Below are 12137 nucleotides of genomic sequence, written 5' to 3' on the forward strand. Positions count from 1 at the left end.
AGTGCCTAAAACACGGTGCTAAACTCCGGGGTCGAATGCTGGCCGTCACAGCGGGCGATCGCACGATGCGACGCTCGCCGCGCGCGGCCCGGCTTTCAGTGCACCTACAACGGCTCCTGACCATGTACCTGTCCATCCTTGCCGTCGGCATTGGCGGCGCCCTCGGCTCGCTGCTGCGCTGGGTGCTCGGCTTGCGGCTGAATGCCCTGCTCCCTTCATTGCCGCTGGGCACGCTCGCGTCCAACATCATCGCGGGCTATGTCATCGGCGTCGCGCTCGCGGCCTTCGCGCGCTTGCCCGATGTCTCGCCGCAATGGCGCCTGTTCGTCATCACGGGCTGTATGGGCGGGCTCTCGACGTTCTCGACCTTCTCCGCCGAAGTGGTCGCGCATTTGCAGAACGGCCGCCTTGGCTGGGCCTTCGGCGAAATCGCGATACACGTGTGCGCGTCGGTGCTGATGACGATACTGGGTATCGCTACGGTCGCCGCCGTCATGCGCTGAATTGGCCACGAATGAAAAAGGCTGCGGCGCCTCGTGCGCTCGCAGCCTTTTTGTCGGCTGAACTCAGGGCCGGCGATAACCGCCCGGCAGCCCGTTCTTCGATAGCACGAACTGCCAGAGTTGAATGTCACGCGCGCGGAAAGCCCCTGCGCACGACAGCAGGTAATAGCGCCACATGCGATAGAAGCGGTGCCCCATTTCCGCCTTGAAACGCGGCCAGGCCGCTTCGAAATTCGCGTGCCATGCCATCAGCGTGCGGTCGTAATCGGCGCCGAAGTTATGCAGGTCCTCGGTGACGAACAGCCCGCCCGAGGCGTCCGCGATCTGACCGATGGTCGGCAATTCTCCGTTGGGGAAAATATATTTGTCGACCCACGGATCGGGCGTGGTGTCACGGCGATTCTTGCCGATCGTGTGCAACAGAAAGAGCCCCCTGTCGTCGAGGCAACGATGCGCCATTTCCATATACGTGCGATAGTTTTTCGGGCCGACGTGCTCGAACATGCCCACGCTCGCGATACGGTCAAACTTCTCGTTGAGCAACCGATAGTCCTGCAAACGAAATTCGACCGGTAGACCTTCGCACAGCCCGGCACCGAATGCGGCCTGCTCCTTCGAGATCGTCACGCCCACGCATGAAACGCCGTAATGTTGCGCGGCGAATTTCATCAAGCTGCCCCAGCCACAGCCAATGTCGAGCAGTCGCATGCCGGGCTGCAAACCAAGCTTCTGGCAGATCATGTCGAGCTTGGCTTCCTGCGCTTCGTCCAGGGTCGTCGCGCCGCCCGACCAGTAACCGCACGTATAGGTCATGCGCTTGTCGAGCATGGCCTCGTAAAACGCGTTGCCGATGTCGTAGTGCTGCTGCCCGACCCGCCACGCGCGACGCACGGTCTGCCGGTTCATGAGGCGCGCCTTGAGCGCATGGAAGACGAGTCGAGCGGGGTCGATCTGCTCGTCCACATGGGCGCGCAGGACGTGGGCAAAGAACTCGTCGAGTTGTTCGCAGTCCCACTGATCGTCCATATAGGCTTCGCCCAGACCCAGATTGCCAAGCGCCAGCACGCGCTCGAGCGCCTGCGGATCGTGGATACGCATGTCCCACGCTCGCGTGCCATTCAACTGCACATCGGCGCGCGCCAATAGTTGGGATGTGAACCGCCAGGCCCCTGAGACGGTGGCCTCGCGGGTGGACTGGGCCGCGTGGGCTGCATCGAGATCGGTCGTTGCCATACGTGGTGCTCCGTATCAGACATTCGTCGTCGCGCGCGCTGCGAGAGCTTCTATGATGCACCCGCTTCAAAAAACCTGCAGGAACCCGGACAGCCTCCCACGGCTCTCGGCGATAATCGGGCGCTGCGGTTTGCGGGCTTGCGTGTCGGCGCTCGCCTACCGCTCCCCTATTTTTCGCGCGGCACCGGTGCATGAGGTGCATATGCACCGCGCCGGCACGATCACCACGACCACGAGGACTTCATGGCCTACGACAACAACAACATCTTCGCCAAGCTGCTGCGCGGCGAGATCCCTTCCATCAAGCTCTGCGAAAACGACTCGGCGGTCGCGATCATGGATGTGATGCCCCAATCCGAGGGCCACGTGCTGGTGCTGCCGAAGGAAGGAGCCGAGGAAATCTACGAGTTGTCGCCCGAGTCGCTGGCCGCCGCGATGGCTATGGTGCATACGATGGCCGGCGCGCTGCGCCGCGCGCTCACGCCCGACGGCCTGATGATCGCGCAGTTCAACGGCGCGGCAGCCGGGCAGACCGTCCCGCACGTGCATTTCCACCTGATTCCGCGCCGCAAGGGCGAGGAACTGCGCATGCACGCGCGCGACATGGCGGACAAGGCGGAGCTGGAAGCGGTCGCGCAGCGGATTCGCGCCGCGTTGTAAAGCGGCGGAAGTGGGCGCGCGGGCGGCGGATTCATCAGAACTTATGGCGGATAACGTCGACAGCTAAGGCCTGCGTATCCGTGGCCGAGATCATGCCTTGGTCGCCAATCGTTTCGATGTCTGCGCATCGAGCAGCGCGCCCTGCGCATTGAGCCGCCGATGACGTCCCGCGAGCGAGGCGTAGAGGCAAGTTCCGAACCGGTGACGCCCGCTACGGATCCCGCGATTTCCACTCCCGCCAAGTCTCTGCTATAATCCGCCTCCCGCAGGAGAGATGGATGAGTGGTTTAAGTCGCACGCCTGGAAAGCGTGTATAGGTTAATAACCTATCCGGGGTTCGAATCCCCGTCTCTCCGCCACTGAATACGCTAAAAAGCCCCGTACGGTCAAAGACTTACGGGGCTTTTTTCGACCTGAAGATCGACGATCGAACCGCCGCCTCGCGTAGCCATGGTCCGGGGCTGGATCAGAGGCGTCGTTACTGGTGGCGTCCAATGTCGTTCGCAGATTAATCGGCACAGTCACACTCACGTTGGACGGGTACGCCGCCGCCAGGATACGCACAACCATCGGATCGTGTCAGCGAAGCACCAACGCTACCATCGCGTTGTGAGCACATCGCTCGCGATTAGCGTCGTGACTGAAACCGACTTTTCGCTCAGGATTCGATTTGGCCCGCCGACGATCAGTGGGGTATTTCCTTAGAGATGCCATCGCTCGATTATCAACCGCGAAAAATCACATCGATATCGCGCGTCATTATGCTTGCTGCGTAAACTCATGAATTAAATTTCCTAATTTCTTGGCAAGAATATATTTACGCGCGATATCGCATCAATTCGCGAATCTCTAGCGGCCACTCCGTTGACATCATTGGTTCATAAAATCTAGAATCAGGCCGCCACATGTCCGGCGACCGGCGCGGCAAATACTCAGGCGTCAGGCGGTAACACGCAAAAAAAGATGGAATTCGCATGAACCCAACTGAATTGTCGCAGTTAATCCATGGTGGATTGATCCAGCAAGACCGCCTGATAAAAACAGACATCCCAGTATTACCTGATAATGCGCTTTCGCCCTGCAGATCGGTAATTTATTCTGAATTGGGCCGTGATTTCAGTGTCACGCTCGACATGGTTTCCGCAGCAGGCGACATCGAGCTTAAAAAGCTGATTGCGCAACCGATGACGCTGTGGATCCAGCAGGCGGACAAATCGTACCTCCCGATCAACGGGTACATTCATACCGCCCGCAGACTAGGCGGAGATGGCAGCCTTTCCAGTTACCAATTGACTTGCGCGTCGTGGATGCATTTCCTCCGTTTCCGCAGCGACATGCGGTACTGGCAGGACAAGAGCGCCGACACCATTATCACAGACGTATTCAACATGCATCCGCAGGCAAGCGGCCAGTTTCAGTTTGCTTTGCGCAAGCCGCTGCCCGAACGCTCGTATTGCCGCCAGAGCGAAACCGACTGGAACTTCGTCCATCGCCTGATGGAGGAGGAAGGACTGTTCGGCTTCTGGCGACAGGCTACGGACGGCAAGTCGCATACGCTCGTCGTCACGGACGATATCCATTCGCTCGACGAGGTCTCACCGAATCCTGTCAGCTTCTATCGGGCAGGTACAGGCAGCGAAACGGATGCGTTCACACAATGGTCAGGGGCGCGGACTTTACAAAGTACCGCGTATGCGACGCGTACGTTCGACTACAAGGCCCCCTCTTCCTCCGTCAATCCCAAAGGTACGTCCCTGCCGACGATGCCCGACCAGGGAAGCTTGCCAGAGCAGGCCGAAGTCTACGAATACACCGGCGCCTACACGTACCTGTCCCAGGATCGCGGCGAACATCTCTCGAAGATTCACCTGGAAGAGTGGGAATCTCGCGCCAAACGATTCTTCGCGGTGGGTGGCGTTCGCGCGATCGACGCGGGACGGCGCTTCGAGCTGAGCGGTCATCCGCAGCACGATTGCGATCAGGCCAGCCAGCGCGAATTCGCGGCGATCAAGGTGCGGCGCTACATCGAAAACAACCTGCCGCTATCTGATCAGGAGATGAGCTTTCCTCACAGTCTCCAGAACGAATTGTCACGGGTGAAATCGGGGAACACGGGAGAGACCGTCACCTGCGCAGACGGAACAACAGGCTTCTACCTGGTCGAAGTTGAGGCGCAGCGCGTGACGGTGCCGTACCACAGCCCGTTCGAACACAAAAAGCCGCAGATGCATCTGGAGACTGCCATTGTTGTCGGGCCACGAGGCGAAGAAGTTTATACGGACGAACTGAACCGGGTGAAGGTGTTGTTCGTCTGGGACCGCCAGAATTCCGGCGACGCCGGCGCGTCATGCTGGGTTAGAGTCGCGCAGTCCGATACTGGTGGCGGCTACGGGAGCGTCCACGTTCCGCGTGTTGGCGAGGAGGTGTTGATTGGCTATGTGGGCGGAGATTGCGACCGCCCGATAGTGCTCCATCGCGTCTACAACGGGAGCGTCCAGCCACATTGGCATACAAACGGCATTTTGTCGGGCTACCGGTCGAAAGAGTATTCGGGCTCGGGTTACAACGAAATGGTTCTGGACGATGCAACGGGGCAAAACCGCGCCCGGCTATTCAGTAGCACCGCCAACAGCCAACTCCACCTCGGGTATCTCATCGATCAAAGCGGCAACTCACGTGGCTCGTATCTTGGCTCCGGATTTGCGCTGAGTGCGGATTCATATGGTGCCGTGAGTGCCGCGCAGGGCCTGTACATCACAACCCATCCCAAGCCGGCGAACAGTCAACAGATGGACGTGCGCGAAGCGCAGCAGCAACTCATCAATGCCGAAAGCGCCATGGAGTCGCTATCACGGGCAAGCATTCAACATCAGGCAGAAAGCCTTGAAGTCGGGCACGATGCGTTAAAGCGTTTCACCGATGCGACGCAGAACAGCATGCAAGGTTCGCAGTCGGGAGGCAGAACAGCCGGTGGCGGAACAGGCAATGTGAATGCCTTCAAGGAACCCTTGATGCTGGTCGCAAGCCCGTCTGGTATTGCCCTGTCAACGCAGCAGTCAGTGCATGTCGCGAGCGATCGACAGATCAATTTCGTAAGCGGACAGGGCACGTTTATCGCGAGCGGGAAATCGCTGGTGGCGAGCGTCGCGGAGAAGATCAGCCTCTTCGTACAGAACGCCGGAATGAAGTGGTTCGCGGCGAAAGGAAAGATCGAGATTCAGGCGCACTCGGACAATATCGAACTCACTGCGCAGAAGACATTGAAGGTGCTGTCCGCGACTGAAAATATCGAAGCAGCCGCGAAGCAGGAAATCCTGTTGACCTCTGGCGGAGCCTATATCCGGATCAAGGATGGCAATATTGAAATTCACGCCCCCGGAAAGATCGACATCAAAGGGGCGCAACATTCTTTTGCTGGCCCGACTAGTCTGTCAACGTCGTCGCCGTCCTTGCCGGAAGATGCTGGGGACTACGATCAGGCATTTATCGCACATTGGGCGGGTAGCGACATTCCCGCCTCCAATGTCCGTTTCCGGATGTTTTCCGGAAACAGCCTGCTCATGGAAGGAAAGACCAATGCACTTGGCGAGACGGGGCTTACCCAGAGCCACGTCCCGAAAGACGTCACGATTCAATTTCTCGAAGGCTGAAAATGGCAGATGAACAACCAGGCGTGTTGGGTACCGGATCGTCCATGCTGACGCCAAGCGGCTACGCTGTCCGGCCGAAAGTACCGGTCGCCATCTGCAATAAGATTGTGACTCCCGCCGCGAAATCGTTTATCGGAACGTGCCCTTACTACTACCAGCCGCTGCACGGTGAATATTGGGAGACCGTGACCAAGGTTAGCACCGCGAGCGCGTGGGAGGCCGTCAAGAACTGGGCGGAATTCTGGGAGCCTGCCAAGGACAAGAAGACATTTCAGGAACTTCTGAATCGTCGAGAATCGTTGATTCAGGCACCCAGCGAAGACTCGGATTGGTCGAGGCACGGGAACTTCATGATGCGCCACATCGGTTGCAGCCACCGCCCGCCTAGCTACTACGTCAGTTACGGCTATTACTACTGTTCGAATTATGGCGCGAAGCTCTATCCGAAACTGAGCCCGAAAGGTCAGGCATGGCTGAAAAGTGCGCGATTTTTTCTTCAGTCCAACATGGAAGATGGGCTGAGCCAAAATATGCGCGGCAACGCCATCAGGCAATCCAGCCGCAAACCGGGCAATGGCAGTTTTAATATGTCTGTTGCGCAATTCATGCTTGAACTGAACGAAGAGACATTCAAAACGTTTGCGTTCAAAACACACCCACTAGCGTATCTCGATGGTGGCCTGGCTGATCTAGGACCCGTTGATATGGCAAGAATCGCCATGCAGCCTAATATTCAGGAATGGGCAGACTCGCGAACCTGGGGGCAGGCCGTAGACAGCGGATGGGTGGTCGCGAAAACGAGGACAAGCGAGGCTGGGGACGCCATCGGGCAAGGTGTCGATGCCGTTAGCTATACCGTTCAGCGGTTACTTTCCTTCAAGTTCAACTGAAGTTGCACACTGACATGCGGTGGAAATTGATTTGTGGCGCGTTGCTAGTTGCGGCGGCCGTAACGTACGGATACGAGAAAATGTCGAGTAGCTGGGAAACCATCTCAACGAATTTCATGAAGGACGAAAAGCCTTATGGCGGCGGGAGCTTCGTCATCCACGGAGACAAGGCGATAAGCCTGAAAGTCGCGGGTCCAGTCATCACCTTCAAGCCGGCGAGCGAGTCCACGAATCCTGATGTCGCCGAGCCAACGCAAGCATGGATGAGCGACACGAATCAGCGCATGAATCGCTGGACAGTCAGTATCCTGAGAGGTTCGATCAACGGGCGACTGGAGCGCCTGTTTTCGGAACCCGGGCAGGATGGAGTATGGTGGTATTCGAACGACTGGAACACTTTGTTTGTTAGCACCGGGTGGATGGACTATACGTCGCCCATTCCATCGGATGGTCTGACTCCCCAGACGACGAGACTTTGGCGTTCAAGAGACGGCGGAAAGACCTGGACACAACTCAAGTGGCCGGAAAGCCGCAATATAGGACACCTGCTTTTCCTCGACACAATGCGTGGATACGCGATTGGCTGGGGACCAGACGTATGGAGAACGAACGACGGTGGTGAGTCCTGGCAACAGATTCCTGCCCCCCCGCTTGCAGGCCAGGGAAAGCCGCGGGCGACTTTCGATGGCGTAGACCTCAGTCGGGACGGGGTATTACGTGTTGCGTATTATGTGAATGAACTAAAGGAAACCAAGGCCTCTAGCGTAATTTATCGACTTCGCTGGAGCGACCAGCAGTTTGAGCCGGAAACCGTATTGCCCGGTCAAACTGTAGTCGACATGAAATCCACGTCAAAAGATGAGAATGGCTATATGGTCTACGCTCTCTCTAGTCGTGGCGCGCATTCCGACGAAATGGGACAAGGGGGGATTATCTCCAGGTGGGACAGTGCACAACCCTCAGCAGTACATCAGCTTCATGAGTTCGCCGCGCCTCTGAGCATGGGAGGTCTGGTCGTTGGTATGCGAGGCGTACTGATCACCTATGCAACAGATAGCAGCGGCAGCGGTGCCCCGCAGGACTACAGCCTGTACAGCACCGACGCGGGCAAGTCGTGGAAGCAATCGGATGACGGGTTGATGTTCGGTGGCTATTTCGATTCCGATACGAACACAGAGTACGGGTTGTCTGTTTATACGCTGAAAAAACGGCAATTCTAGTCAACGGCTCATCCAACAGATCCAGTCATGCAACGCTATCTGATACTCAACGACGACAAGACCACTGCGAACGGAACGATAGTCGCCGCTCCGACGTCGATCCGGTTCGAAGGCCGCGACGTTGCTCACGAAGGCGATGATGTGCAATGTCCGGCATGCGAAACGACGGGGAAAATCAAATGTGATGGGCCACGACAGGTAATGACTGCGCCAGATGGTCGACATGCTGCGTTGAGCGACGACCTGTGCATTTGCCGTTGCAATCCGCCGCCGAGGCTCGTTTCTTCGCAGCAGTCGATGTCCGTGGATGCCTGATAGCCTGTAACACACAACCTGCATGGCAACCGGTGTTGCTCGTCTTGCAAGTACTCGCGACTATCCCGCGCCCCGAGGATTCACTCTGCTGGATCGGGATTCGTATGGCTTGTGCGAGCATTACCGGTTCGAAGCCTTCGCCAGACATCATTTCACGCATCGGCATCCATCCAATTTATTAAGGATGCCGAATATAATCCACCAGCGCGACCGTATACTCATCCGGCTTCCGATCCACGAGACTCACAAGAATCGCCACAAGAAACCCCGCCGGCACCCCGAAAACTCCAGAACTGATCGGCTCGATCCCGAACCACCTCGCCCCTTCGAACCCGGTGAGTTGCGTAAAGAACGCATAAGTCGAAACGATGTAATACACGCACACCGCCAGCCCCGCCACCATCCCTGCCACGGCCCCAAGCCGCGTCGTGCGCTTCCAGAACACGCCCAGCACGAGCACCGGAAACAAGCTCGATGCCGCCAGCGAAAACGCCGCGCCCACCAGAAATAGAATATTCCCCGCATTGAGCGACGCCACCCACGAAGCAAACAGCGCCACGCCCAGCAGCAGAATCTTCGACATCGTCACGCGCCGCTGGCTCGACGCATTTGGATCAACCATGTGGTAATACACGTCGTGCGAGAGCACATTCGATATTGTCAGCAGCAAGCCATCCGCCGTCGATAGCGCCGCCGCGAGCGCGCCCGACGCAATGAGCCCCGACATCACATAAGGCAGCCCCGCGATCTCCGGCGCGGCCAGCACCACCATATCGGGCTGCATCTGGATGTCGCCCCAATGCACGATGCCGTCGCCGTTCATGTCGGCAATACTGATCATGGTCGGCTCGATGCGCCGCCATTGCATCACCCAATGCGGCAGATCATCGAAGTGCTGCCCCACCAGGTGCGAAAGAATCTCGAACTTGATCAGCACCGCCAGCACCGGCACCGTCACATAAAACAACGCGACGAAAAACAGCGTCCACCCCACCGAGCGCCGCGCCGACGCCACCGAAGTCGTCGTGTTGTAGCGCGTGAGGATATGCGGCAGACTCGCCGTGCCCAGCGACAGACACAGCAGCAGCGACAGGAAATTGCGCTCGTGAATGCGCCGCGCGTCGTCGCTTTCGGCGGGAAACGGTTCGTGCATCGGCACGGGCGGCGTGGCGCGCGCGAGCAGGTCGTCGCGCTGCTGCGTCCAGGTCGCGCGCGCCGCTTCCGGGTCGCGCGGGAAGTGCGCGATCTCGCGTTCGAGCGCGTCGATGTCGCGCAGCGGGCCGTTGTGGCGGCGCTGGCTCGCAAGCGTTTCGACAAGGCGCGTTTTCTCTTCCACATAGGACTGCGGCAGCGCATCCAGACGCGATTGCCAGAGCGCCGCGCGTTGGCGATATTCGTCGCGCACGTTGGCTTCGGCGCCAGCGTCGCCCACGTCGCGCTCCAGCGTTTCCACGCGCTGCATCACCTGGCCGTAGTCGAGTTGCGGCACCCAGCCCAGGCCATTTCGATGCGCGATCAACGAAACGGGGATCAGGATCGCCGCGATCAGGATGATGTATTGCGCGACCTGGGTCCAGGTCACCGCACGCATGCCGCCCAGGAACGAACACACGAGGATGCCCGCCAGCCCGCAAAAAATGCCGATCGCGAAGTCCACGCCGATGAAGCGCACGGCGATCAGCCCCACGCCCTGGATTTGCGCGACCAGATAGACGAACGAGCAGAGGATGGTGGCGAGCACGGCGAGCGCACGCACGAGGTTGCTGGAAAACCGCGTGCCAAGAAAATCCGCGATAGTGTAGCGCGCGAGCTTGCGCACGTAGGGCGCGAGCAGGAAGGCCACGAGGCAGTAGCCGCCGGTCCAGCCCATCATGTAGGCGAGGCCGTCGTAGCCGCTCGCGTAGAGCGAGCCCGCAAGGCCGATGAACGAGGCCGCCGAGAGCCAGTCGGCGGCCGTCGCCATGCCGTTGAAGACCGAGGGCACGCGCCGCCCCGCGACGTAGTATTCGACGAGGTCCGAGGTGCGCGAGAGCAGACCTATCACGGCATAGACGGCGATCGGCACGAACAGGAACACGTAGCCGATCCACGTGCCGGGGCCCGTGAAGAGTTCGATGCGCCACATCACGTAGATGAAGGCGAGAAAGCCGAGCGTGTAGAGCGCGTACGAGGAGATGAGCCGTTGCGCGAGCTTCATCGTTGCGGCGCCTGGCGAGCGTCGCGGATCGCGGCTTCGGCTTCGCGCGCGGCTTGCAGTTCGCGGTCGGCGCGCTGCATCAGCACGATATAGATCGCCACCAGCGCCACGTAGACCAGAATCGCCCCTTGCGCGCCCAGGTAGAACGGCAGGCTGAAGCCCGCGAAGCGCACACCTTCGAGCGTGCGTGCGAACAGCGGCGCAACGAACGAAACCGTGAAGCCAATCGTCATGAGCACGGCGATCAACGCGAGGTTAAACCGCCAGTAGCGCCGATGCGCGAGCGCCATCGCCTGGCTGACCGGCGGCGGCTCGGGCAAGGGATTGATGTTGTTCTGGGGGGTGGGTTGTGGCGCGGCCATGCGCCTGTTTAGCAAAAAGGCGCTGGCCGGGCAATTGGGACGAATGCGAGGACGCCGCGCGGCGTCCTCGCAGCCGATTAAAGCGACTCGCCGAGCTGGTCGAGAATCGCCGGGTTTTCCAGCGTCGAAACGTCCTGCGTAATGGCCTCGCCCTTCGCGAGCGAGCGCAGCAGGCGGCGCATGATCTTGCCCGAGCGCGTCTTCGGCAGGTTCTCGCCGAAGCGGATGTCGCGCGGCTTGGCGATCGGGCCGATCTCCTTGCCCACCCACGCGCGCAGGTCGTTGGCCAGCTTCACGGCGTCCTCGCCTTGCGGGCGGTTGGCCTTGAGCACCACGAAGGCGACCACGGCTTCGCCAGTCGTGTCGTCGGGGCGGCCCACCACGGCAGCTTCGGCCACGAGCGGGTTCGCCACCAGCGCCGACTCGATCTCCATCGTGCCCAGGCGGTGGCCCGAGACGTTCAGCACGTCGTCGATACGGCCCATGATCGTGAAGTAGCCGCTTTCCTTGTCGCGCACGCTGCCGTCGCCGGCGAGATACAGCTTGCCGCCCAGTTCCTCGGGGAAGTAAGCCGACTTGTAGCGCTCGGGTTGGCCCCAGACGTTGCGGATCATCGCGGGCCACGGGCGCTTGACGACCAGAATGCCGCCCTGCCCGTTCGGCACGTCCTGGCCGGTTTCATCGACGATCGCGGCCATGATGCCCGGCAGCGGCAAGGTGCACGAGCCCGGCACGAGCGGCGTCGCGCCCGGCAGCGGCGTGATCATGTGGCCGCCGGTCTCCGTCTGCCACCAGGTGTCGACGATCGGGCAGCGCTTGCCGCCCACGTTCTCGTAGTACCACATCCACGCTTCGGGATTGATCGGCTCGCCGACCGTGCCGAGCAGGCGCAGCGACGACAGGTCATAGCTCTTCGGATGCACTTTCGCATCGGCTTCCGAGGCCTTGATGAGCGAGCGGATCGCCGTGGGCGCCGTGTAGAACAGCGTGACCTTGTGCTTCTGGATCATGTCCCAGAAGCGGCCCGCGTTCGGGTACGTGGGCACGCCTTCGAACACGACCTGGGTCGCGCCGATCGTGAGCGGCCCGTAGGCGATGTAGCTGTGC

The 12137-nt window shown here is 59.9% G+C and carries 10 protein-coding genes and 1 tRNA gene; 7 read left to right on the forward strand and 4 right to left on the reverse strand.

Annotated features, from left to right (window positions below):
* The first annotated feature begins 122 nt into the window (after nucleotides 1-122).
* A complete protein-coding gene (crcB, locus tag U5782_RS37515; RefSeq protein ID WP_322048912.1) occupies nucleotides 123-503 on the forward strand; it encodes a fluoride efflux transporter CrcB in 381 nt (126 codons plus the stop codon).
* A gap of 63 nt (nucleotides 504-566) precedes the next feature.
* On the opposite strand, the gene cfa is transcribed toward crcB, so the two are convergent.
* Nucleotides 567-1736, reverse strand: a complete 1170-nt coding sequence (cfa, locus tag U5782_RS37520; protein ID WP_322048913.1) for a cyclopropane fatty acyl phospholipid synthase — start codon at nucleotides 1734-1736, stop codon at nucleotides 567-569.
* Between the two features lie 243 nt (nucleotides 1737-1979).
* Here cfa and U5782_RS37525 point away from each other — a divergent pair, with 243 nt between their 5' ends.
* The 6 genes from U5782_RS37525 (at nucleotide 1980) to U5782_RS37550 (ending at nucleotide 8471) form a co-directional block, all read left to right on the forward strand.
* Nucleotides 1980-2396 carry an HIT family protein gene (locus tag U5782_RS37525; RefSeq protein ID WP_322048914.1) on the forward strand — a complete coding sequence of 139 codons (417 nt, stop codon included), beginning with the start codon at nucleotides 1980-1982 and terminating at the stop codon, nucleotides 2394-2396.
* A 268-nt stretch (nucleotides 2397-2664) separates the two neighbouring features.
* Nucleotides 2665-2755, forward strand: a tRNA-Ser gene (locus tag U5782_RS37530).
* A 615-nt stretch (nucleotides 2756-3370) separates the two neighbouring features.
* Nucleotides 3371-6046, forward strand: coding sequence for a type VI secretion system Vgr family protein (locus tag U5782_RS37535; protein WP_322048915.1), 2676 nt, complete (start codon nucleotides 3371-3373; stop codon nucleotides 6044-6046).
* Nucleotides 6047-6048: 2 nt separating this feature from the next.
* Nucleotides 6049-6936 (forward strand): hypothetical protein, encoded by an 888-nt coding sequence (locus tag U5782_RS37540; protein ID WP_322048916.1) that lies wholly within the window; start codon nucleotides 6049-6051, stop codon nucleotides 6934-6936.
* A 116-nt stretch (nucleotides 6937-7052) separates the two neighbouring features.
* Nucleotides 7053-8156 carry a glycosyl hydrolase gene (locus tag U5782_RS37545; protein ID WP_322048917.1) on the forward strand — a complete coding sequence of 368 codons (1104 nt, stop codon included), beginning with the start codon at nucleotides 7053-7055 and terminating at the stop codon, nucleotides 8154-8156.
* A 27-nt stretch (nucleotides 8157-8183) separates the two neighbouring features.
* On the forward strand, nucleotides 8184-8471 hold the full coding sequence (locus tag U5782_RS37550; protein ID WP_322048918.1) for a PAAR domain-containing protein: 288 nt from the start codon (nucleotides 8184-8186) through the stop codon (nucleotides 8469-8471).
* 178 nt (nucleotides 8472-8649) lie between these two features.
* Here the strand turns inward: U5782_RS37550 and U5782_RS37555 are convergent, their stop codons facing one another.
* From U5782_RS37555 to U5782_RS37565, 3 genes are all read right to left on the reverse strand, one after another.
* The gene (locus U5782_RS37555; RefSeq protein ID WP_322048919.1) at nucleotides 8650-10668 is read right to left on the reverse strand and encodes a sodium:solute symporter family protein; all 2019 of its coding nucleotides are present in this window, start codon (nucleotides 10666-10668) and stop codon (nucleotides 8650-8652) included.
* Nucleotides 10665-11030 carry a DUF4212 domain-containing protein gene (locus U5782_RS37560; protein WP_322048920.1) on the reverse strand — a complete coding sequence of 122 codons (366 nt, stop codon included), beginning with the start codon at nucleotides 11028-11030 and terminating at the stop codon, nucleotides 10665-10667. The genes U5782_RS37555 and U5782_RS37560 overlap by 4 nt, the downstream gene beginning before the upstream one ends.
* 77 nt (nucleotides 11031-11107) lie before the next feature.
* On the reverse strand, nucleotides 11108-12137 hold a 1030-nt coding region (locus U5782_RS37565; protein ID WP_322048921.1), incomplete at its 5' end, for an AMP-binding protein.

It is taken from the genome of Paraburkholderia sp. J67 (assembly GCF_905220265.1).
Lineage (GTDB): Bacteria > Pseudomonadota > Gammaproteobacteria > Burkholderiales > Burkholderiaceae > Paraburkholderia.

Excerpts from the sequence above, each read along its gene's own strand:
- crcB (WP_322048912.1), top strand. The coding sequence starts at position 123 with ATGTACCTGTCCATCCTTGCCGTCGGCATTGGCGGCGCCCTCGGCTCG.
- cfa (WP_322048913.1), bottom strand. The coding sequence starts at position 1,736 with ATGGCAACGACCGATCTCGATGCAGCCCACGCGGCCCAGTCCACCCGC.
- U5782_RS37525 (WP_322048914.1), top strand. The coding sequence starts at position 1,980 with ATGGCCTACGACAACAACAACATCTTCGCCAAGCTGCTGCGCGGCGAG.
- U5782_RS37535 (WP_322048915.1), top strand. The coding sequence starts at position 3,371 with ATGAACCCAACTGAATTGTCGCAGTTAATCCATGGTGGATTGATCCAG.
- U5782_RS37540 (WP_322048916.1), top strand. The coding sequence starts at position 6,049 with ATGGCAGATGAACAACCAGGCGTGTTGGGTACCGGATCGTCCATGCTG.
- U5782_RS37545 (WP_322048917.1), top strand. The coding sequence starts at position 7,053 with ATGAAGGACGAAAAGCCTTATGGCGGCGGGAGCTTCGTCATCCACGGA.
- U5782_RS37550 (WP_322048918.1), top strand. The coding sequence starts at position 8,184 with ATGCAACGCTATCTGATACTCAACGACGACAAGACCACTGCGAACGGA.
- U5782_RS37555 (WP_322048919.1), bottom strand. The coding sequence starts at position 10,668 with ATGAAGCTCGCGCAACGGCTCATCTCCTCGTACGCGCTCTACACGCTC.
- U5782_RS37560 (WP_322048920.1), bottom strand. The coding sequence starts at position 11,030 with ATGGCCGCGCCACAACCCACCCCCCAGAACAACATCAATCCCTTGCCC.